Source organism: Sulfitobacter sp. G5_S2_6_S6, from assembly GCF_054968505.1.
Map to the genome: position 1 here is coordinate 1 of NZ_JBQKUI010000014.1, position 22,059 is coordinate 22,059.

Sequence of the window (22,059 nt, forward strand, 5' to 3'; positions counted from 1 at the left end):
GCCAGCACACCGGTTTTCGCCATCGCGGCCAGAGCCTCGTCCAGCGCGGTGCGGCTGCATTTATGGGTGACGATCAAGACGGGTGCCTGATCGCTGCGGTGTTCGGTCTGGCGCATGCGGTCGATGCTGATGCCGGCCTCGCCCAGAACGGTGGCGACTTTGGCCAGGGCACCGGGTTTGTCCAGCAGCCCCATGCGCAGATAGAAGGCGGCGGGGCGCTGCGACAGGGCCGCGGTGGCCGAGGCGAGCGTTGCCGCCTTCTGGCCAAAGACCGGGCCATGCCAGCCACGCGCGATATCGCAGATGTCCGACAATACGGCGCTGGCGGTGGGGCCTTCGCCCGCACCGGGGCCGCGCAGGACGATCTGCCCGATCGCATCGCCTTCCAGCACGATCATATTGGTCCCGCCCGCGAGTTGCCCCAGCGGAGAGCTGTCGGGCACAAGGCAGGGCTGCATGCGCTGTTCCAGCCCGCGGCCGGTCATTTGCGCGACGCCGAGAAGCTTGATCTTGTATCCCATATTCGCGGCAGCCTGAATGTCGTCGATGCTGACGCGCTGGATGCCTTCGATCTCGATCCCGTCGAAATCCACCTGTGTGCCAAAGGCGATCGAGGACAGGATCGCCAGCTTATGCGCCGCGTCAATCCCGCCGACATCAAGGTTCGGGTCCGCTTCAAGATAGCCAAGCGCCTCGGCCTCCTCGAACAGGGAGTTATAGCCGTTGCCGGTCTCTTCCATGCGGGTCAGGATATAGTTGCAGGTGCCGTTCATCACGCCCATGACGCGGGTGATCACGTTCCCGGCAAGGCTTTCTGTCAGCGCCTTGATCACGGGGATGCCCCCGGCCACGGCAGCTTCATAGCGGATCAGGCAGCCCGCGGCTTCGGCTTGTTCGGCCAGCGCCTGACCGTGGATCGCCAGCAGCGCCTTGTTGGCAGTGACCACATCCTTGCCCGAGGCGAGCGCGGCTTCGGTCGCGTCCTTGGCGGGGCCTTCGTCGCCGCCCATCAGTTCGACAAAGACATCCACATCATCACGTTTTGCCAGTGCGACGGGATCATCTTCCCACGCGTAGCCCGACAATGTGACACCGCGGTCCTTGTCGCGGCTGCGGGCAGAGACGGCGGTGATGGTGACGGGGCGACCGGTGCGGGCCTCGATCAAGGCAGCCTGCTTGCGGATGATCCGCACCACGCCAACCCCAACGGTGCCCAATCCGGCAATCCCAAGACGAAGCGGTTGTGACATGGTGCAATCCTTTTGGTGGTGCGCGGCAGCGGGCTGCGGCGTTTAGGGGGTTTAGCCGCGATGTAGCCCTTTCCCACCGCGCACGCAACGCGACATTGCATGCGGCTTATTGCAAACCTTGGGACAAACGCTGCTTTTCCGGCCCCGACAGAACCGATCCGCGCAAGCGCGCCGCGCGCGCCTGCAACCGTTCGACCCGCGATGTCAGCCCGTTTTCGGTTTGCGGGATGTTCACCTGTCCGGCCTCGGCCTTGGCAAGCAGCGGATCGACCGGAACAAGCGCGGGATAGTCCGAGGCGAGAAGCTCGGGCGTGGCACGGCTGTCAAGCGCGGGAAACTGCGTGCAGGCCGCGGGCAGGGTCAGCGCGGCAAGGCAGAGCGGAAGAAGGATACGGTGCGTCATAGGTCAGTCATGCACCAGCGACGGAAATCGCGCAAGCAGGGGTTTGCCTTTGAACATGCGTTCAATTAACCTTTGACCCATGGCGCGTACAACCGGATCACATTCTGACATCACTCGGCCCAAAATCCGCGCGGCAGCGTTGCGGCTTTTCGCCCGTCACGGCTTTGCTGCCGTATCCATGCGGGCACTGGCGACGGAAGTCGGGGTGCAGGCGGGCGCATTGTATAATTACACGCCGGACAAGCAGACGTTGTTGTTCAGCCTGTTGCAGGACCATATGAACGACCTGCTTGCGGCCTGTGACAGTGACCCCAGTCAAAGCGCGGTGGATCGCTTGCGCCGATTTGTCGATTTTCACATCCGCTTTCACGCCGACCGCCCGGACGAGGTTTTCATCTCTTATATGGAGCTGCGCAACCTCACGCCCGAGAATTTCGCCGAGGTCGAAGCATTGCGCCGCCAGTATGAAGACCGGCTAGAGACGATTTTGCGCGACGGGGCGGCGGCGGGGGATTTCGCCATCGCGGATACCAAGATCGCGACCTTGGCGGTGATTGCGATGCTGACAGGGGTGAATACGTGGTTTCGCGCAGGCGGACGGCTGTCGCTGGACGAGGTAATCGCGCAATATTGGGATATGGTGCGCAAGTCCGTCACGGCGGGTTAGGCCCCCGCGCGTGACGCTGGTTTTCACGGCGCTTAGGGGCGCAGGGCGTTAATCGTCAAAGCCGACGAACCGCGTGACCTCTTCGACGGGGCGGCGGGTAGAGACGACGGCATTGGCCGAAAAATCCTCGTCCGGCCAGCCCATGGCGACGCAGGTCATGATCACCTGATCGTCGGGGATTTGCGCATGTTCACGCACCACAGGCGATTGCATGATACCCTGACCGTTGATCACGCAGCCCAGACCTTTGCTCCACGCGGCGAGGACAAGGCCGTAGGTCACCGCGCCCAGATCGAAATGCGCGATGGTGCCATTGTCATCCAGCGACTTGTCAAAGCAGACGACGATGGACACCGGCGCATCGAACTGGCGGAAGCCGCGCATCACCCAATCCTGGCGGCGCTCCTTGTCGTCGCGTTCGATCCCCATGGCGGCAAAGAGCTGTTTCGCGATGCCGACCTGCCGGTCGCGGTGGACCCCGGCATAGGCCCCGTGATCGCTGATTTCACGCACCGGCGGCACGCCTTGCAACATACGGGTCGAATTCCCTTCACGGACTTTCTCAAGCGGTTCGCCGGTCAGCACATGCAGATGCCACGGCTGGGTGTTCATCGAGGATGGCGCGCGATTGGCCAGTGCGATGACCTCTTCCAGCAGGGCGCGCGGCACGGGGTCTTTCTTGAAGCCCCGGATGCTGCGCCGTTCCTGCATTGCCTGTTTCAGTTCCATCTTGCCCTCCCGCAAATTTCCTGACGGCTGTCAGACTGTTGCAGTTCCGCGGTGGGGTCAAGCGCGGGTGGGGCCGCGTGCCGCTGCGTCAGATCAGCAGTTCGGCACGTTGACCGCCAGCCCCCCAAGCGAGGTTTCTTTATACTTTTCGGACATATCCGCACCGGTCTGACGCATGGTTTCGATGCAAGCATCCAGCGGCACCAGATGCGTGCCGTCGCCGCGCAGCGCAAGCGACGCGGCGGAGACCGCCTTGATCGCGCCAAGTCCGTTGCGTTCGATGCAAGGCACCTGCACCAGACCGCGCACGGGGTCGCAGGTCATGCCCAGATGATGTTCCAGCGCGATTTCGGCGGCGTTCTCGATCTGCTGCGGCGTGCCGCCCATCACGGCACAGAGCCCGGCGGCGGACATGGCGGCGGCGCTGCCCACTTCGGCCTGACAGCCCGCTTCCGCCCCCGAGATCGATGCGTTGAATTTGACCAGCCCGCCGATCGCCGCAGCGGTGAGCAAGAAATCCTCGATATGCGCCTCTGATGCGCCGGGGACGTGATCCAGATAATAGCGCAAGGTCGCGGGCATCACACCCGCCGCGCCGTTGGTGGGCGCGGTGACGACTTGCCCACCGGCGGCGTTTTCCTCGTTCACCGCCATAGCGTAGACGCTCATCCAGTCGTTGATCGTGTGGGGTGCGCGCTGGTTCTGGCCGCGTTCTTGCAGCAGCGCATCATGGATCGCCTTGGCACGGCGTTTGACGTTCAACCCGCCGGGCAAGATGCCATCGGTTTCGAGCCCGCGGTTGATGCAGTCGTTCATCACCTGCCACAGCCGCTTGGTGCCGTCGCGCAGCTGCGCCGCCCCGCCGCGCGATTCCTCGTTGGCGCGTTTCATCTGGGCGATGCTCTTGCCGGACTCTGCCGCCATCTGCAGCATCTCGGTTGCGGATTTGAACGGGAAGGGTATCGGCGCGCCTTCGTCCGTGTCTTTGCCCGCCGCCAGTTCGGCTTCGGTCATCACGAAACCGCCGCCGATGGAATAATAGGTCTCGCGCAAGCTAACGTCGCCTTGGGCGTCGGTGGCCATCAGCATCATCCCGTTAGCGTGGCCGTCCAGCTTGGTGTCATAGTCAAAGATCATATCGGACTTGGGCGCGAAACTCAGCGTGCCAAACTCGGGCAGGGTGATCGTCTGCGTGCGGTTGATCTCGGCCAGTACCTCTTCGGCGCGGTCATTGTCGTAGTCTTGCGGCGTGAACCCCGCGAGGCCAAGGATCGTCGCGCGGTCCGTGGCGTGCCCCACGCCGGTAAAGGCCAGACTGCCGTGCAGGGACGCGCGCAGGCCCGCGAATTTGAACGGGGAGGCGCGCATCAGGTCCAGAAACCGTGCCGCCGCCACCATCGGCCCCATCGTGTGCGAGGAGGACGGGCCGATGCCCACTTTGAACATATCGAAGACAGAGAGAAACATCAGGTGGCACTTCCTATGGGTGGGGTGGCAAGGTGGGGCGCGGTAAACGGCGTGGGCCCCAGCCCTTCGGCAGTTTGCGCGGCCGCCGTGCAGGGGAGCGTTTCGACCCTTGCGCAAAGCGCGTGCAGATGCGGGGTGGCGCGCAGATCGAACCAGCCGCGATCACGGTTGCGCGGATACAGCGCACACCAGCGCAACAGCGGGGCGAGGTAAAGCGCAAGCGCGAGGGGCAGCGTATCCGCCGCGGCCCGGTCCTCCAGCCTGCGCAGGTGGGTCTGCAACGCTTGGGTTAGGGTTGTGTGCAGCGCGTCTTGGGCGGTGTCGTCAACGCCCACGTATTTATCAGGGTAAAACAGCATACGCAGGGCAGGGTGCACCGTATTGGCAACGAAAAACAACCACTTGAGGAAATCCGCCCGTGTGGCGTCCATCGCGGCAGGGGCCAGCCCGCCATGACGGTCCGCCAGCCACAACAGGATTGCGCCGGTTTCAAACATCGGCCCGTCCGGCGTCTGCAACGCGGGGATCAGCCCGTGCGGGTTCAGCGCCCGATAGGCGGGGGCAGACTGCCCCTGCGCCGCGCGATCGACCAGACAGGTGTCATAGGCCACGCCCTGCGCCTCGAGCGCGAGGCGGATGATCAGGGAGGCATTGTCGGGGGCGTAGTGCAGCGTGTAATCGGTCATAGGCCGGTGGTATCCCATTGCGCCGGAGGCGGGCGATTGAAAACGACCGATCTGCGCGGTTTGCGGTACTCTATCCAGATTATCGGCGCGTAACACCCCCGTGGCGTCGTGGCGCAGGCCATGTGTCACCGCCCGCAGGCCACGCGACGCGACGACAATGCGGTTTTGAGGGTCGCGCGCCGGCGCGGCTGCGTCTATAAGGGCGTCGATTAACGAGGAGTCGCTGCCATGACCGGAGAACTGTCACCCATCGATAAGGCCAAATTTGTCGCCGCCAAACGCGCTGCACAATTTGTAGAAGACGGAATGCGCGTCGGATTGGGCACCGGCTCTACCGCCGCGTGGCTGGTGCGCTGCTTGGGAGAGATGGTGCGCGACGACGGCTTGCGGATCAAAGGCGTGCCCACATCGACCCGCACAGCACAGCTGGCGCGCGAAGTGGGGATTGAGGTGATCAGCCTGGATGAAGCCAAGTGGCTGGACCTGACCATCGACGGCGCGGACGAGTTCGACGGAGAGCTGAACCTGATCAAGGGCGGCGGCGGTGCCTTGCTGCAAGAAAAGATCGTGGCCACCGCCTCCGATCAAATGGTCGTGATTGCCGACATCGGCAAAGAGGTCGAAACACTGGGCGCATTTCCCCTTCCGGTAGAGGTTATTCCCTTTGGCTGGCAGACCACACAAGCGCTTGTCGAAGAGACTTTGGTGTCAATGGACGTGCTGGGGCGCAATTCCACGCTGCGTATGAACGGCGACATCCCCTTCGTGACGGACGAGGGGAACTACATCCTTGACCTGCATCTCAAGCGGATCGGCAACACCCGCCAGATGGCCTTGGTCATGAACCAGATGCCGGGCGTAGTTGAAAACGGGCTATTCATTGATATCTGTGATGCCGTGGTGATCGGCTATGGCGATGGCCGCGTCGAAGTGCGCGACATCAACGAAGGCACTGTTGATCGCGATAAGATGGAGTTTGTCGAGACGGATAACCTGTTCTCCGACCTGAGCGATTAACAAAGAAAGGCCCCGGCCCAGATGAGCGATTTTGATTACGACCTTTTTGTCATTGGTGGCGGTTCCGGCGGTGTGCGCGCCGCGCGTGTTGCGGCGGGCGAATACGGGGCCAAAGTCGCCCTCGCCGAAGAGGACCGCTATGGCGGGACATGCGTGATCCGGGGCTGTGTGCCGAAAAAGCTGATGGTTTTTGCCTCGGGCTATGCCGAGCTGGTGGACGAGGCGCAGTGCTTTGGCTGGGACATCAAGCCGGGCACCTTCGACTGGCACGCGTTCAAGACCCGTTTGAATACTGAACTGGACCGGCTGGAAGGCGTCTATCGCAAGCTCTTGGCCAATTCGGACGTCGATACCTTTGACCAGCGCGCCACAATCAAGGACGCGCATACGGTGCAGCTGGCCAATGGCGAAACCCGCACGGCCAAGCACATCTTGCTGGCCACCGGCGGCCGTCCGGTACGCCCTGATGTGCCGAACGCCCAGCTTGGGATTGTGTCGGACGATATCTTCCATCTCGAAAGCCTGCCCAAGTCGATCCTGATTGTGGGTGGCGGCTATATCGGATGTGAATTCGCCTGTATCCTGAATGGCTTGGGCGTCGAAGTGACGATGTACAACCGCGCGGCGCAGATCCTGCGCGGTTTTGATGACGAGGCCCGCGGACTGATCGCTGAATCGATGACAAATGCAGGCGTCGATATCCACTGCGGCACCAGCATCGTCGAAATGGCGCTGGAATCCGAACACGAGGCGGGCACCATGCCCAGCAACTCTGACGCGGCGATGGGGGCCACGGCTGAACAATCGAACGAGCTGAACAATTGCGACGCGCGCGCAGGCACGCAGGGGCCGATCTGGGTCAAAGCCTCCAACGGGGCCGAGAAGGTCTTTGATATGGTGCTATTCGCCACAGGGCGCGCACCGAATACCGATGGCATGGGGCTGGAAGAGGTCGGCGTGTCGCTGGGCCGTCGCCAAGAGGTCGAAGTCGACGAATACAGCCAGTCGGGCGTCCCGTCGATCTATGCCATCGGCGATGTCACCGACCGCGTGAACCTGACACCGGTTGCGATCCGCGAAGGCATGGCCTTTGTGCAAACCGTCTTTGGCGGCAACCCGACACCCGTGGATCACGACCTGATCCCGTCGGCCGTGTTCACACAGCCCGAATTCGGCACCGTCGGCCTGACAGAAGAACAAGCGGCAGAGCAGGAACCGGTCGAGATTTATTCGGCGTCGTTCCGGCCCATGCAAACGGCCTTTGCCGAAAAGAACAAACGTGTGATGATGAAGCTGATCGTCAGCAAGGAAACACGCGTCGTTCTGGGGTGCCACATCGTCGCACCAAACGCGGGCGAGCTGATCCAGCTGGTGGGCATTGCCGTGAAGGCGGGGCTGACAAAAGAGCAATTCGACGCGACCTGCGCCGTGCACCCGACCATGTCCGAAGAGCTGGTCACCATGCGCAGTCCGACACGCACTGCTTGAAGTTCGGGCGAATATGCCCAACTCTGCACAAGATAAAACCGCGTAGGCGGTTGGGATAGGGCCGCTGTAGCGGCCATACATAGGGAAGAATTAATGGCTGGAAATACAGGCGGTCCTTGGGGCGGCGGAGGAAACTCAGGCGGTGGGAACAATGGTGGCGACCGCAACCGGCCCGGAGGGCAGCGGCCCACCGGTGGTGGCGGGCGCGGTCCGGGTGGTGACAAAGGTCAGATGCCCGAGATCGACGATCTGGTGAAAAAGGGTCAGGAACAGCTGCGCGTCCTCATGGGCGGCAAAGGTGGGACTCGTAACTCCGGCGGCTCTGGCGGGAATATGGGCGGCGCAGGCCCCAAGTTCACCCGCGGCACAGTGGGTCTGGGTCTGGTGGCGGCCGCTGTCGTCTGGGGGATGGCAAGCTTTTATACCGTGCGCCCCGAACAGCAGTCGATCGAACTTTTCCTTGGCGAATTTTCTGGTATCGGGACAGAGGGTCTGAACTTTGCCCCTTGGCCTTTTGTCACCGCCGAAGTCTTTGACGTGACCACCAACCGCGCCGAAACCATTGGCGCAGGACGCGGTGGCGACGACAACGAAGGGCTGATGCTGACCACGGATGAAAACATCGTCGACATCGACTTTCAGGTCGTCTGGAACGTAAAGAACGCCGAGAACTTCAAGTTCTCGCTGCGGGATCCGCAAATGGCAGTGCGTGCGATCTCTGAATCCGCCATGCGCGAGATCATCGCCCAGTCCGAGCTGGCACCGATCCTCAACCGTGACCGTGCCACCATCGAAGCCTCCGCGCGCGAGCTGATCCAGACCACGCTTGATAACCGCGAGACCGGGATCAACATCATCCGCGTCAACTTCAACAAGGTGGATCCGCCCAGCCAGACGGTCACCGTGACGGATGCAAATGGCAACACGACGCAAGAATCCGTCATCGACGCCTTCCGCGACGTGCAAGCTGCCGAACAGGAACGCGATCGGGTCGAACGTCAAGCTGACGCCTACGCCAACCGCCGCACCGCCGAAGCCCGTGGTGAATCCGCCCGTCTGCTGGAAGCCGCCGAAGGTTACCGCGCACGTGTGGTCAACGACGCCGTGGGTGAGGCAAGCCGCTTTGAAGCGGTATTGCAGGAATATGAAGCAGCACCCGATGTGACCCGTCGTCGTCTGTACATCGAAACCATGGAGAAAGTACTGGGAGACGTGGACAAGATTATCCTCGAAAACGGCTCTGACGGGACCGGGCAGGGGGTCGTGCCTTACCTGCCGCTCAATGAACTCCGCAACTCCAACCGAGGATCGAACTGATGCGTAAACTCAATATCCTCATCCCCGTGGTTGTGATCGCAGCCGTTGTCGCCCTGTCGTCGATCTTTATCGTGGACGAACGTGAACGCGCGCTGGTGCTGCGTTTCGGCCAGATAAAACAGGTGCGTGAAGACGCGGGCATCGGGTTCAAAATCCCGCTGCTGGACGAGGTCGTCCGCTACGACGACCGTATCCTGTCGCTTGAAACGCCGATGATCGAGGTCACCCCCGCCGATGACCGTCGTCTCGAAGTGGATGCCTTTGTGCTGTACCGCATCAACAGCGTGCGCCAGTTCCGTCAGGCCCTTGGCACCGACGGTGGCCGTCAGGCTGAAATCCAGTTGAACGGTATTCTTGACGGTCAGATCCGTGCGGTTCTGGGCTCGCAGGGGGTGACATCCAACACCATCCTGTCGCCCGAACGCTCTGCACTGATGGACCAGATCCGCGAACGTTCTGATGCGCGTGCGCAGGCGCTTGGTCTGGATGTGGTCGATGTGCGTTTGCGCCAGACCAACCTGCCAGAGCAGAACTTTGACGCGACCCTGCAGCGGATGATCGCTGAACGTGACCGCGAAGCGACCGATGAACGCGCCCGTGGCCGCGAGGCGGCGCAACGTGTCACCGCCCTTGCGGATCGTACCTACGAGGAAATCCTGTCGGAAGCCCGTCGTGATGCCCGTATCACCGAAGGTGAGGCCGACGCCGAGCGGAACAAGATCTTTGCGCAAGCCTATTCCAAGGATGCGGAGTTCTTTGAATTCTACCGCTCGCTCAGCGCTTACGAGCAAGCGTTGAAGGGCGAGAATTCTACCATGGTGATGTCGCCCGACAGCGAGTTCTTTAACTATCTCAAGTCGGACGAAGGCAGCCGCAGCCAACGCGCGACCACCACCGGGACCGGCAACTGATCCTATCCACGGTGCACTTTTAAACAGGGGCTGGCAGAAATGCCGGCCCCTGTTTCGTTTGGGGACATGACCACAGGATCAACGGGATGATGGGCGGCAATTTCGCATAGAAACCGAGGGTCGCGTTGACATGCGCGTGAGGATGACCATCTTTCACCTTGCAGCAGTGGATTTGCAGATGCACTCTGCCAAGGACACATAAACGGGGTGTATCGCCCCTTATAAAACCGGAGTTGACGAATGCAGCCAAAGGCCGTTTCCCTGTCGCGTACCGACGCAATATCGCCCCAGATCAAATGGTTGATGATGGGTATGCTGGCGCTGGCTTTTGTCCTGATGCAGGCCGTGGTCGCCCTGGCCAAACCCGAAAGCCTTGCGCCGCTTGCGGAAAAAATCAGCCCGTCGGTCGTGAATATCACCACTTCCACCACCGTAGAAGGGCGCACGGGCCCCCGTGGCATCGTGCCCGAAGGCTCCCCCTTCGAGGATTTCTTCAAGGAATTCCGCGACCGCAACAATGGTGGCGAAGCCCCCGCGCCACGCAAATCATCGGCGCTTGGGTCGGGGTTTGTTATCTCTGAAGACGGGTTCGTCGTGACCAACAACCACGTGATCGAAGGCGCGGACGAGATTACCATCGAATTTTTCACCGGTCTTGAACTGAAGGCCGAAGTCATCGGCACCGACCCCAACACCGATATTGCCCTGCTTAAGGTTGAAGCCCCAAGTGCGCTGCCGTTCGTCAGCTTTGGCGACAGCAATGCCGCCCGCGTTGGTGACTGGGTGCTGGCCATGGGGAACCCGCTGGGGCAGGGGTTTTCCGTCTCGGCCGGTATCGTCTCGGCGCGCAACCGTGCTTTGTCGGGCACCTATGATGACTATATCCAGACGGACGCTGCCATTAACCGCGGCAACTCCGGCGGGCCGTTGTTCAATATGGACGGCGAAGTTATCGGCGTGAACACCGCGATCCTGTCGCCCAACGGCGGCTCCATCGGGATCGGTTTCTCGATGGCGTCGAATGTTGTGACGCGTGTTGTGAACCAGCTTAAGGAATTCGGCGAAACCCGTCGCGGCTGGTTGGGTGTGCGTATTCAGGACGTTACCCAGGATGTGGCTGACGCGATGGGGCTTGCCAAAGCGTCCGGCGCGTTGATCACAGATGTACCGGACGGCCCTGCCAAGGATGCGGGCCTGAAAACCGGTGATGTGATCCTCAGCTTTGCAGGGGTCGAGGTCGAAGACACCCGCGGTCTGGTCCGTCAGGTGGGCAACAGCACCGTCGGGGCCTCGGTCCGCGTCACTGTCCTGCGCGAGGGGAAATCCCAGACGCTCAAGGTCAAGCTGGGCCGCCGCGAAGATGCCGAAGGGGCAGGGGCGTCTGCGTCTGAGCCAGAGGATGAGGCAGAGCCCGAAGCGCCTGCGTCAAAGTCGGTGCTTGGTCTGACAATCACGCCGCTGACGGATGATCTGCGTACCGAACTTGGGGCGGATGATTCAGTCGAGGGTCTGGCCGTGACCGAGGTGGACGAGATGTCGGAAGCCTTCGAGAAAGGCCTGCGTGTAGGGGACATCATCACCGAGGCGGGCCAACAGCCGATCCTGTCCATCACCGATCTGGAGGACCGGATCACCGAGGCCAAAGACGGCGGCCGCAAGTCGTTGTTGCTGTTGGTGCGCCGCGCAGGTGACCCGCGCTTTGTGGCCTTGGGTCTGGGCGACTAAACCCGCCCCACATCGCTGGAAAAATACTGCCCCCGTCGGTCCCCGTACCGGCGGGGGTTTTGCGTGGGGCGCGTCTGCACGCTGCCGGTTGTTTCGCATATCGAAAGCCGATAGGATTTACGTCAAATGAAGGACAGCCCCATGCACGACACATCCACGACGGCCATTCGCAGCGATCGGCTGTCTGCGCTGCGCACCCAAATGCTGGCAGAGGCGGAGATTACCAGCGTGCAGAACCAGTCGCTGATCCAAAGCCGCCGCGAACAGATTTGCGAGGCGGCCTTGTCGCTGTTTCTTGAAAAAGGCTTTGCCGCGACCACGATCCGCGACATCTGTGCGCGCTCGGGCGTCAATCAGGCCAGCATCTATGATTATATCGCGAATAAGAACGACATCCTGCGCCGCCTGCTGAACCAGCTGTGGTTCCGCGAGGACGTGTCGACGCTGCCGATCATCCTGCTGGATGAAAACCTGTCACTTGAGGATGCGTTCGAGAAATACTTCCGCGAAAGCTGGTCGATGAAACGGGATGGCACGCTGCTGGCCTATCGGTGCGTGCCGCATATGCAGGCCGAAGACCGCCGCGCCCTGCACGCGCGCGAGTTTGCGGTGATGAAGGATCTGGCGGACCAGCTTGCCCCGCGTCTGGGAATGCACAGCGACGATCAACGGCTTGATATCGTTGCCAATCTGATGGTGTTCCTGTCAGCCTTTGGCCCGATGCGCGACTGGCTGATCCGTGACATCCCGGACGAGGTGATCCTGCGCACGATCTCGGCCGGTGCGGCGGCGATGGTCAGATCGCTTGCGGATCAGACGCAGACCTAAAGCTTGCGGGCGCGAATGACCGTGTGGTGGCTGACCAGCTCGTAGCCCATATCGGCGGCGACACGATCCAGCAGCGTCGCGATCTCGGTCCCTGGAATTTCCACCAGATCCCCACTGTCGACATCGACCAGATGGTCGTGGTCCGTGTGGGGCATCATCTCGTAGCGGGCAGGGGCATCATCCAGTACCAGTTTGCGCACCAGACCCGCGTTTTCAAGCACTGACATCGTGCGATAGACCGTGGCGACTGACACAGTGTCATCAAGTCTGCGCGCCTTTTCATACAGGTCTTCGACATTGGGGTGATCGTCGGTTTCCGACAGCAGCGATACGATCGTTGTGCGCTGTGGCGTGACCCGCAGGCCAGCTTCACGCAGCAATTGCTTGTAATCAGCGCTGTGGGTCAAACCGATGTCCTTTCTCGTCTGCCATCTTGTTACGCAAGATTCATCTTGCCCGCAAGTTTATGCGACCTATTCTTATTTGCATGTTTGACATATGCGACTAATTCGCATTTACATCTAGCGAACGCATTGGTCCTTGGAGGAACAGAATGAGAAAGAATGTGCTGGCGTCGGTTTTTGCTCCGGTTCTTGGTGTTGCAGCGATGGCGGGCGTGCCTGCGATTGCGGCTGATTTCAAAGTCGTCACGACCTTTACGGTTCTTGCCGATATGGCGCAGCAGGTGGGCGGCGATGCGGCAGAGGTGGTATCGATCACCAAGCCCGGTGCCGAAATCCACGGCTATGAACCCACCCCGCGCGATATCGTGGGCGCGGTGGATGCCGATCTGATCCTGTGGAACGGCATGAACCTAGAGCTGTGGTTCGAGCAGTTCATCTCGAACCTCGGGGATATTCCGTCGGCCACGCTGACCGACGGGGTGGAGCCGATCTCTATCGGGGAGGGGGAGTATGAGGGCAAGCCGAACCCCCACGCCTGGATGGGGCTGGATAACGCGCTGATCTACGTCGACAATATCGCGGCAGCTTTTGCCGAACACGACCCTGACAATGCGGCCACATATGCCGCCAATGCCGAAAGCTACAAACAGGAAATCCGCGATACGATCACGCCCCTGCGGGACCGCATTGCGCAAATCCCCGAAGACCAGCGTTGGCTGGTGACCTGTGAAGGCGCGTTCAGCTACCTCGCGCGGGATTTCGGGATGAAAGAGCTCTACCTCTGGCCGATGAACGCCGACCAGACCGGCACACCGCAGCAGGTGCGCAAAGTCATCGATTCCGTGCGCGACAATGATATTCCGGTCGTTTTCTGTGAAAGCACGGTGAATACCTCGCCTGCAAAGCAGGTCGCGCGGGAAACCGGCGCTGCCTATGGTGGTGTGCTTTATGTCGATAGCCTCAGCACCGCCGAGGGGCCCGTGCCAAGCTATCTGGACTTGCTGCGCGTCACCTCGCAAACTGTCGCGGACGGGCTGGATGCAGGCCTGAAGTAAATGGATACCCCTATGCACCCCGCCCCCACGACGACCCCAGATGCCGGGCTTGCGCCCGACGCGATCGGCATCAAGGCCACCGATGTGACCGTGACCTATCGCAACGGCCACACCGCGCTTTATGATGCCAGTTTCGAGATCCCGCGCGGTACGATCACGGCGCTGGTCGGGGTGAACGGGGCGGGGAAATCCACGCTGTTCAAGGCGATCATGGGCTTTGTGCCCGCCGCGCAGGGGCAGATCACCCTGCTCGGCAAGACGGTCAAACAGGCGTTGCGAGAAAACCTTGTGGCCTATGTCCCGCAGTCAGAAGAGGTCGATTGGGCCTTTCCGGTGCTGGTGCAGGATGTGGTAATGATGGGGCGCTATGGGCACATGGGGGTCCTACGCCGTCCCAAAGCCGCCGATCATGCGGCGGTGGACGATGCCCTGCGCCGCGTCAACATGACCGATTTCCGCCACCGCCAGATCGGAGAGCTGTCCGGCGGGCAGCGCAAGCGGGTCTTTCTGGCGCGCGCCTTGGCGCAGAACGGACAGGTGATCCTGCTGGACGAACCCTTTACCGGCGTAGACGTGAAGACCGAGGACCAGATCATCGACCTGCTGCGCGAGTTGCGCGACGAAGGACGGGTGATGCTGGTGTCGACGCATAACTTGGGCTCTGTCCCGGAATTCTGTGACCGGACCGTCTTGGTCAAGGGCACGGTGCTGGCCTATGGGCCGACGGAAACGGTCTTTACCCATGACAACCTGGAAACGGCTTTTGGCGGGGTGCTTCGGCACTTTACCCTCGGGGGCCAAGACCTGCACGATGACGACGACGGGCGCGAGCTGCGGATCATCACCGACGATGAACGCCCCTTCGTGCATTACGGCGAACGCATCGATACCTCCGAGGACGACACATGATCGATCTGCTGCTAGAGCCGTTCAGCTATGACTATATGTTCAACGCCATGTGGGTGTCCGCGATGGTGGGGGCGGTTTGCGCCTTTCTGTCGTGCTATCTGATGCTCAAGGGCTGGTCGCTGATCGGCGACGCGCTGAGCCATTCTGTCGTGCCCGGTGTGGCGGGGGCCTATATGCTGGGGCTGCCCTTTGCGCTTGGCGCGTTTCTGGCGGGCGGCATGGCGGCGGGGGCGATGCTGTTTCTGTCGGGGCGGTCGGGGCTGAAGATCGACGTGATCATCGGCATCATCTTTACCGCTTTTTTCGGCTTGGGCCTGTTCATGGTGTCGCTATCGCCCATGTCGGTCAGCATCCAGACCATCATTATGGGCAATATCCTTGCCATCGCGCCGCAGGATATCGTGCAGTTGGCGATCATCGGGGTTGTCTGTCTGACCGTGCTGCTGCTGAAGTGGAAAGACCTGATGGTCACCTTCTTCGACGAAAACCACGCACGCTCCATCGGGTTGCGGCCCGAGCTGTTGAAGGCGGTGTTCTTCATGCTGCTGTCGGCGGCGGTGGTGGCGGCGATGATGACCGTCGGGGCCTTTCTGGTGATCGCAATGGTCGTGACGCCGGGGGCGACGGCCTATCTGCTGTGTGACCGTTTCCCGCGGCTGATCATCGTATCGGTGCTGATCGGCACGATCACCAGCTTTCTGGGGGCCTATGCCAGCTATTTTCTGGACGGGGCGACAGGCGGGGTGATCGTCACGCTGCAAACCGCGATCTTCCTGCTGGCCTTTGTCTTTGCGCCCAAACACGGTGTGCTGGCCGCGAGGCGCAAGGCTGCGGCGGCGCTCAAATCCTTGCGAGACGGGGTGGCCCCATGATCGAGACGTTGCTGTTTCCCTTTCAGTTTCCCTTCATGCAGAACGCTTTCTGGATCGTCCTGCTGGTCGCCCCGCCGACGGCGTTGCTGTCATGCTTTCTGGTGCTCAAGGGCTGGGCCTTGATGGGCGATGCGGTCAGCCATGCGGTCCTGCCGGGGGTCGTGCTGGCCTGGATCACGGGGCTGCCGCTGATTGTAGGGGCCTTTGCCGCGGGCATGTCCTGCGCGATGCTGACCGGATACCTGAGCTATAACAGCCGGATCAAACAGGACACCGTGATGGGGGTCGTCTTTTCGGGCATGTTCGGGATCGGCATCATCATGTACACCTCGATCACCACGAACCAGCATCTGGATCACGTGCTGTTCGGCAATATGCTGGGCGTCGGCGCGCAGGATCTTTGGACGGCGGGGCTGATCTCGGCCTTTGTGACGGCGTTTCTGGTGCTCAAGTGGAAAGATCTGCTGCTGCACGCCTTTGACCCCGCGCAGGCGCAGGCCAGCGGGCTGCACACGGGGTTCTTGCACTATGGGTTGCTGGCGGTGTTGTCGCTGACCATCGTGGCGACGCTGACGGCGACGGGGCTGATCCTTGCGGTGGCGTTGCTGGTCACACCGGGGGCGATTGCCTTTCTGGTGGTGCGCAGCTTTGGCCCGATGCTGATCGTATCTGTGCTGGTCTGCCTGTTGTCGATGTTCGCGGGCGTCTACGCCAGCTTCTTTCTGGACAGCGCACCGGCTCCGACAATCGTGTTGATCCTGACGGTGATCTTTGTCCTCGCCTTCATCAACCGTTTGCTGGTGACGCGCCGCACCTCGCGTCAGGCGGCACGGGGGTAGCCTTGAAGGGGAGGGCGGGCTCTAGACCCGCCCGACCTTGAACCCGCGGGACAGATGATTGCGCATGGCAAACAGCAGCAATGCGCCGGGCAGCATAGAGGTCAGCGTAAAGGCCATGACCATCCCGATATCCGTCTGAAAGCCGAACATCGCGCTGAGCGCCATAGAGATCGGCTTGCCGTTGGTGGTGGTCAGGATGCGGGCAAAGACGACTTCTACCCAGCTGAACATAAAGCAGAAAAACGCAGTCACCGCGATGCCGGGCGCGATCTGCGGCAGCAGGATTTTCCAGATATAGCGGGGGCGCGAATAGCCATCAAGGAACGCCGTCTCGTCCATTTCTCGCGGGACGGCGGCGATGAAGCCCTGCAGAATCCAGATCGACACCGGCAGGTTGAACAGACAATGGGCCAGCGCGATGCCAGTGACCGAGTTGACGATGCCAAGCACCGAGAAAAGCTGGAAGATCGGCAGGGTCAGCACCACGGGCGGGGTGATGCGAAAGGCGATGAAGCTGAAGAACAGGTGTTTGTCCCCCAGAAACGACAGCCGCGCAAAGGCAAAGGCTGCGGGCAGGGCGACGGGGATGGTGATCGCGATATTGATCAGCACATAGGCGACTGAATTGCCAAAGGCCGCGCGCAAGCTCGGATCGGCCCAGATGGCGCGATAGTTGCGCAGCGTCGTCTCGCCCAAGCTCAGCCCGTCCTGCGCCAGCGTCGCGGTAAAGCTCAGCACCGTCATCTGTACCAGTGGCAGGATGGTGAAGAGGATGAACGCCCCCAGCATCGCCAGTTTGATCACGGGCCATGCCCGACGCGGTATCATCACGGCACCCCCGGTTTGGGATCGTCAAGCTTGGCCTGCACCTTGGTAAAGACCCATGCGACCGATAGCACGATCAGGAAATATAGCACCGACCGCGCGGCCGAGGGGCCGTAGTTGAACGCCTTGATCTCCTCGCCCAGATCCACGGCGAGGAACAGGCTGGCCTCGGCCGGGCCGCCGGCATTGATCGGAAAGGCCTCGGTGTAGATCATGAAACTGTCCATGAACCGCAGCAGCACCGCCATGAGCAGCACATGCTGCAACCGCGGCAGTTGGATATGGCGAAACACCTGCCACGGACGCGCCCCATCGATGGCGGCCGCCTGATAAAGCGGATCGGGGATCGTGGTCAGCGCGCTATAGGCGAGGATGACCACAAGGCTGGTCCAGTGCCACGTGTCCATTGCCAAGATCACCACCCAGGTCAGCACGGCGCTGTTCTTCCACGCGGCGGGCCAACCGTAGCCCGCCAGCCACTGTCCCAAAATGCCTGTGTCGCCATCCATCAGGCTCAGCCAGAGCGCAGGGATCATGTTCCACGGTACCAGCAGCGGCAGCGACAGCACAGCCAAGGCCGCACCCGCCCAGATCCGTCCGCGCGGGATGCACAGGGCCAGCGCGATCCCCAGCGGGATCTGGATGCACAGCACAAAGGTCGAGAACAGCGCGCTGCGCCCGAAGCTCGCCCAGAAACGCGGGGCGGTGATCAGGTCGCGGAACCACTCTGTCCCGATCCAGAAGCGCGATTGCAGGGTGAAAATCTCGAAGAACGAATAGTTGATGACGGTGACCAGCGGGATCAGCCCGACCACCCCCAGCAAAAGGCAGGCGGGGGCGACAAAAAGCCAGCCGCGCGGGTCATGCTGCTTCATGGGGCTCTGTCCATGCTTGGGTCAGGCGGTCACAACCGAGGTGCCCCAGCCCGCGCATTCCGCCTTGAGCGCATCGGGTAGGTGGTGGTCGGTGAACAGCGTGTTCACATCGCGCAGCGAACAGATCGTCAGCGGGGCCTTGCGCTGGAACTTCAGGTGGTCGGCCACGACCATCACCGTGCGTGACCGCCCGATGGCGGACCGGCTGACCAGCACCTCTTGCCCGTCGAAATCCAGCAGATCGCCATCCGTATCAATGGCAGAACAGCCCAGAACCGAGAAATCGAACTTGAACTGCTTGACCATCTCGGCAGTCAGCCCGCCCACCATGCCACCATCCGCACGGCGCAAGACGCCGCCTGTCAGGATAATCTCGCAGCTTTGGTTGGCGGCAAGAATGTTGGCAATGTTGAGGTTGTTCGTCACCACCAGCAGGTTTTCGTGATGCAGCATTTCCTGCGCGACTGCCTCGGTACTGGTGCCGATGTTCATGAACACCGACGCCCCATGCGGTATAGCCTGCGCGCAATGTTCGGCGATGGCGCGTTTGCCTTCCTCGTTCAGGCGACGGCGTTCGTCATAGACGATATTCACCACCCCCGACGGGATCACCGCGCCGCCATGCACCCGTTCCAGCTTGCCGCTTTCAGCAAGCTCGGACAGGTCGCGGCGGATGGTCTGCACGGTAACATTATACGCCTCTGCCAGCCCGTCGACGGTGACTTTGCCGTCCTTGCGCGCCAGCTCCAAAATCTCGCGCTGTCTGAAATTTGACATAGATCCCCCCGTCTTTGGCTGGGGATGCCCAAGGTTTCTGCACGCCCGACCAAAACTTACAATCTACGGAAAGCGAAGCACGTCAAGGCCGCGAATCGTGGTATATCGTCTGTAAGGCGCAGAAATGCGCGTCAGGCGAAGGATTAATGCGCCTAAAATCAAGGCTATAGTCGAAAACGAAAAGAAACGAACGTTCGATCTTGAAAAACGAAGGGGCTTGGTGTCTTTTGTCACGACGTCCCGCAAACCTAGCTGCGAGACGCGAAAATGATGCGGGGAGGCTTCATTGAGCCAGCTTGAAACAGAACACAGCGTCGATCTCTTTGTGATCGGCGGAGGGATCAACGGCTGCGGCATTGCACGCGACGCCGTGGGCCGTGGGTTTAGCGTCGAGCTGGCAGAGATGAACGATCTGGCCTCGGCAACATCCTCGGCCTCGACCAAGCTGTTTCACGGCGGGCTGCGCTATCTGGAATACTGGGAGGTCCGCCTTGTCCGCGAGGCGTTGATCGAACGCGAAACCCTGCTGAAAGCGATGCCGCATATCTCTTGGCCGATGCGGTTTGTGCTGCCTTATCATAAGGATATGCGGTTCGAGGGGGATACGCCCACCTCAAAGCTGCTCAACGTGTTCATGCCGTGGATGAAGGGGCGTCGCCCTGCGTGGCTGATCCGCTTGGGTCTGTTCATGTATGACAATCTGGGCGGGCGGCAGATCCTCAAGGGGACGACCGCGGTCGATCTGACGCAGGCCCCCGAGGGGGCACCGCTGCAGGACAAGTTCGAAAAAGCCTATGAGTATTCCGACTGCTGGATCGAAGACAGCCGTCTGGTGGTGCTGAACGCCCGCGACGCCCAAACCCGTGGTGCGCGGATCAACACCCGCACCAAGGTTGTTTCTGCCGAGCAGGTCGACGGCATGTGGCAGGTCACGCTGGAACCGAAAGACGGCGGCCCCCAACGCGTGGTACAGGCCAAGATGCTGGTCAACGCCGGTGGCCCTTGGGTGGAAAACGTGATCCGCAACACCGTGCGCATCAATTCCTCGGAAGGGGTGCGGCTGGTGCGGGGCAGCCATATCGTGACGCCCAAGCTGTATGACCACGACAAATGCTACTTCTTCCAAGGCGAAGACGGGCGTATCATCTTTACCATTCCTTACGAGACGGATTTTACCCTGATCGGCACCACAGATGCCGACCACACGGATGTGTCCGAAAAGCCGGTCTGCACCCCCGAGGAGCAGGACTACCTCGTACGTTTTGCGTCCAAATACCTGAAAAAGCAGATCACCACCGACGATATCGTCTGGACCTACTCCGGCGTGCGCCCGCTGTATAACGACGGGGCGAGCTCTGCCACGGCGGCGACGCGGGACTATGTGCTGAAGGTCGACACATCCGCCGGTGCGCCGGTGCTGAACGTCTTTGGCGGCAAGATCACCACCTACCGCCGTCTGGCCGAAAGCGCGCTAGAGAAGATCCAGCCCTATTTTGCCAATGACGCCAAACCCTGGACGGCGGGTGTCGCCTTGCCTGGCGGCGATTTTCCGGTAGACGGCGTGGCGGCGTTGAAACAAGAGTTGCAGGACCGCTACGGCTTTTTGACCCAACGTTGGGCGGATCGTCTGGTCAAAGCCTACGGGCGCGAGGCATTTGATGTCTTGGGCGACGCGCAAACCGCGGCAGATCTGGGGCGTGATTTCGGTGCGACCCTGACCGAGCGTGAGGCCAAGTGGCTGATCGACAAGGAATTTGCCCGCACCGCTGACGACATCATCTGGCGCCGGTCCAAACTGGGCCTGCGGCTTGACGCGGATGAATTGAACACGTTGGAAGCATGGATGGTGGAAACCACCGCCACGCCCGCCGACAACACTACAGCCGCCACTGGCGCGTGAAGGGGAGAGGAACATGTCGCTCGTTTTGCAAGGCGTGTCCAAGGTCGTAAACGGCCAGACGCATATTCATCCGACAGATCTTGAGCTGCAGTCCGGCACCATGAACGTGCTGCTGGGGCCGACATCCGCGGGCAAGACTTCCCTGATGCGATTGATGGCGGGGCTGGATGTGCCCAACACCGGCAAGGTGATCTGGAACGGCGAGGATGTCACCGGCATGCGCGTTCAGGATCGCGGTGTGGCGATGGTGTATCAGCAGTTCATCAACTACCCGTCGATGACCGTCTACAATAACATCGCCAGCCCCATGCGGTTGCTGGGCAAATCCAAGGACGAGATCGACAGCGCCGTGCGCAAGGCCGCCGATCTGATGCAGTTGACGCCGATGCTGGACCGCAAGCCGCTGGAACTGTCGGGCGGGCAACAGCAACGCTGCGCGCTTGCACGGGCTTTGGTCAAGGACGCGGGGCTGGTGTTGCTGGACGAACCACTTGCGAACCTCGATTACAAACTGCGCGAAGAGCTGCGGGCCGAGATTCCGAAGATCTTTGAAGAAGCAGGGTCGATCTTCGTCTATGCCACGACCGAACCGGAAGAGGCGCTTTTGCTGGGCGGGCACACCGCCACATTGTGGGAAGGGCGCATCACACAGTTCGGCCTGACCCCCGTGGTCTACCGCCAGCCCGTCGATGCCACGACCGCGCGCGTCTTCTCTGACCCGCCGATGAACTTCCTCAACATCACCAAGGCAGGCGACACGCTGACCTTTGGCGATGGCAACAAGGTCGCGACCTTCGGGAACTTCAAGACCGTGGCCGATGGCAGCTATGTTGCGGGCTTCCGCCCCAATCACCTTGAACTGTCCAAGCAGTCTGACGACGCGCTGGAGTTTGCGGGCAAGCTCAACGTGACCGAGATCACGGGGTCGGAAACCTTTATCCACCTTGATCACCACGGTGAAAACTGGGTCGGTCTGGTGCACGGGGTCAAAGACCTCAAGATCGGGGCTCCGCTGAACGTCTATCTTGACCCGACACATGTTTACATCTTTGCCGAAGACGGCACATCCGTGGCCCCCGCATCTTATGCGGCAGCGGCCTGAGGGAGGACCGGAC

General features: G+C 61.3%; 22 protein-coding genes. 13 read left to right on the forward strand and 9 right to left on the reverse strand.

The annotated features are described in order from the left end of the window. Positions 1–1,250: homoserine dehydrogenase (locus ACTRWK_RS16390; RefSeq protein ID WP_462844067.1), on the reverse strand; the 1,250-nt coding region annotated here is incomplete at its 3' end. Positions 1,251–1,356: 106 nt separating this feature from the next. Then, on the reverse strand, positions 1,357–1,653 hold the full coding sequence (locus ACTRWK_RS16395; RefSeq protein WP_037943887.1) for a hypothetical protein: 297 nt from the start codon (positions 1,651–1,653) through the stop codon (positions 1,357–1,359). 79 nt (positions 1,654–1,732) lie between these two features. On the opposite strand from ACTRWK_RS16395, the gene ACTRWK_RS16400 reads away from it, so the two are divergent. Continuing rightward, a complete protein-coding gene (locus ACTRWK_RS16400) occupies positions 1,733–2,320 on the forward strand; it encodes a TetR/AcrR family transcriptional regulator (protein WP_037943890.1) in 588 nt (195 codons plus the stop codon). Between the two features lie 48 nt (positions 2,321–2,368). On the opposite strand, the gene ACTRWK_RS16405 is transcribed toward ACTRWK_RS16400, so the two are convergent. The 3 genes from ACTRWK_RS16405 to ACTRWK_RS16415 form a co-directional block, all read right to left on the reverse strand. Continuing rightward, positions 2,369–3,049, reverse strand: a complete 681-nt coding sequence (locus tag ACTRWK_RS16405; RefSeq protein WP_037943891.1) for a nitroreductase — start codon at positions 3,047–3,049, stop codon at positions 2,369–2,371. Positions 3,050–3,142: 93 nt separating this feature from the next. Beyond that, complete coding sequence (locus tag ACTRWK_RS16410; RefSeq protein ID WP_462844068.1) at positions 3,143–4,516, reverse strand: L-serine ammonia-lyase; 1,374 nt, start codon at positions 4,514–4,516, stop codon at positions 3,143–3,145. Further along, positions 4,516–5,202: a glutathione S-transferase family protein gene (locus tag ACTRWK_RS16415; RefSeq protein ID WP_289082111.1), complete on the reverse strand. Its 687-nt coding sequence runs from the start codon at positions 5,200–5,202 to the stop codon at positions 4,516–4,518. The genes ACTRWK_RS16410 and ACTRWK_RS16415 overlap by 1 nt, the downstream gene beginning before the upstream one ends. Positions 5,203–5,430: 228 nt before the next feature. Here ACTRWK_RS16415 and rpiA point away from each other — a divergent pair, with 228 nt between their 5' ends. From rpiA to ACTRWK_RS16445, 6 genes are all read left to right on the forward strand, one after another. Beyond that, the gene (gene rpiA / locus ACTRWK_RS16420) at positions 5,431–6,219 is read left to right on the forward strand and encodes a ribose-5-phosphate isomerase RpiA (protein WP_005852551.1); all 789 of its coding nucleotides are present in this window, start codon (positions 5,431–5,433) and stop codon (positions 6,217–6,219) included. A gap of 21 nt (positions 6,220–6,240) precedes the next feature. Further along, entirely contained in the window at positions 6,241–7,707 is a 1,467-nt protein-coding gene (locus ACTRWK_RS16425; RefSeq protein ID WP_132996826.1) for an FAD-dependent oxidoreductase, read from the forward strand. A gap of 93 nt (positions 7,708–7,800) precedes the next feature. Further along, on the forward strand, positions 7,801–9,024 hold the full coding sequence (hflK, locus tag ACTRWK_RS16430; RefSeq protein ID WP_243251728.1) for an FtsH protease activity modulator HflK: 1,224 nt from the start codon (positions 7,801–7,803) through the stop codon (positions 9,022–9,024). Next, on the forward strand, positions 9,024–9,935 hold the full coding sequence (gene hflC / locus ACTRWK_RS16435) for a protease modulator HflC (protein WP_009826613.1): 912 nt from the start codon (positions 9,024–9,026) through the stop codon (positions 9,933–9,935). The genes hflK and hflC overlap by 1 nt, the downstream gene beginning before the upstream one ends. 240 nt (positions 9,936–10,175) lie before the next feature. Next, positions 10,176–11,660: a DegQ family serine endoprotease gene (locus ACTRWK_RS16440; RefSeq protein ID WP_037943900.1), complete on the forward strand. Its 1,485-nt coding sequence runs from the start codon at positions 10,176–10,178 to the stop codon at positions 11,658–11,660. Between the two features lie 141 nt (positions 11,661–11,801). Next, positions 11,802–12,488 carry a TetR/AcrR family transcriptional regulator gene (locus ACTRWK_RS16445; protein ID WP_235183770.1) on the forward strand — a complete coding sequence of 229 codons (687 nt, stop codon included), beginning with the start codon at positions 11,802–11,804 and terminating at the stop codon, positions 12,486–12,488. On the opposite strand, the gene ACTRWK_RS16450 is transcribed toward ACTRWK_RS16445, so the two are convergent. Continuing rightward, positions 12,485–12,895, reverse strand: a complete 411-nt coding sequence (locus ACTRWK_RS16450; RefSeq protein ID WP_289082103.1) for a Fur family transcriptional regulator — start codon at positions 12,893–12,895, stop codon at positions 12,485–12,487. The genes ACTRWK_RS16445 and ACTRWK_RS16450 overlap by 4 nt on opposite strands. Positions 12,896–13,041: 146 nt before the next feature. Here ACTRWK_RS16450 and ACTRWK_RS16455 point away from each other — a divergent pair, with 146 nt between their 5' ends. Genes ACTRWK_RS16455 through ACTRWK_RS16470 form a run of 4 tightly spaced genes read left to right on the forward strand, consistent with a single transcriptional unit; the run spans position 13,042 to position 16,567 of the window. Beyond that, complete coding sequence (locus ACTRWK_RS16455; RefSeq protein WP_414717693.1) at positions 13,042–13,947, forward strand: metal ABC transporter substrate-binding protein; 906 nt, start codon at positions 13,042–13,044, stop codon at positions 13,945–13,947. Between the two features lie 12 nt (positions 13,948–13,959). Continuing rightward, positions 13,960–14,856: a manganese/iron ABC transporter ATP-binding protein gene (locus ACTRWK_RS16460; RefSeq protein WP_289082110.1), complete on the forward strand. Its 897-nt coding sequence runs from the start codon at positions 13,960–13,962 to the stop codon at positions 14,854–14,856. Continuing rightward, positions 14,853–15,728 (forward strand): metal ABC transporter permease, encoded by an 876-nt coding sequence (locus tag ACTRWK_RS16465; RefSeq protein WP_005852566.1) that lies wholly within the window; start codon positions 14,853–14,855, stop codon positions 15,726–15,728. Before ACTRWK_RS16460 ends, ACTRWK_RS16465 begins: the two co-directional genes overlap by 4 nt. Then, the gene (locus ACTRWK_RS16470; RefSeq protein ID WP_037943903.1) at positions 15,725–16,567 is read left to right on the forward strand and encodes a metal ABC transporter permease; all 843 of its coding nucleotides are present in this window, start codon (positions 15,725–15,727) and stop codon (positions 16,565–16,567) included. The genes ACTRWK_RS16465 and ACTRWK_RS16470 overlap by 4 nt, the downstream gene beginning before the upstream one ends. 21 nt (positions 16,568–16,588) lie before the next feature. Here the strand turns inward: ACTRWK_RS16470 and ACTRWK_RS16475 are convergent, their stop codons facing one another. The 3 genes from ACTRWK_RS16475 to ACTRWK_RS16485 are packed head-to-tail and all read right to left on the reverse strand — an operon-like array spanning position 16,589 to position 19,044. Beyond that, complete coding sequence (locus tag ACTRWK_RS16475; RefSeq protein WP_051843949.1) at positions 16,589–17,395, reverse strand: carbohydrate ABC transporter permease; 807 nt, start codon at positions 17,393–17,395, stop codon at positions 16,589–16,591. Further along, positions 17,395–18,267: a carbohydrate ABC transporter permease gene (locus tag ACTRWK_RS16480; protein WP_037943904.1), complete on the reverse strand. Its 873-nt coding sequence runs from the start codon at positions 18,265–18,267 to the stop codon at positions 17,395–17,397. Before ACTRWK_RS16480 ends, ACTRWK_RS16475 begins: the two co-directional genes overlap by 1 nt. A gap of 21 nt (positions 18,268–18,288) precedes the next feature. Further along, entirely contained in the window at positions 18,289–19,044 is a 756-nt protein-coding gene (locus ACTRWK_RS16485; RefSeq protein ID WP_037943905.1) for a DeoR/GlpR family DNA-binding transcription regulator, read from the reverse strand. A 286-nt stretch (positions 19,045–19,330) separates the two neighbouring features. Between ACTRWK_RS16485 and glpD the strand changes: the two genes are divergently transcribed. Next, positions 19,331–20,944 carry a glycerol-3-phosphate dehydrogenase gene (gene glpD, locus ACTRWK_RS16490; protein WP_037943907.1) on the forward strand — a complete coding sequence of 538 codons (1,614 nt, stop codon included), beginning with the start codon at positions 19,331–19,333 and terminating at the stop codon, positions 20,942–20,944. Between the two features lie 13 nt (positions 20,945–20,957). Continuing rightward, entirely contained in the window at positions 20,958–22,046 is a 1,089-nt protein-coding gene (locus ACTRWK_RS16495; RefSeq protein WP_005852576.1) for an ABC transporter ATP-binding protein, read from the forward strand. The last annotated feature ends 13 nt before the right edge of the window (positions 22,047–22,059 follow it).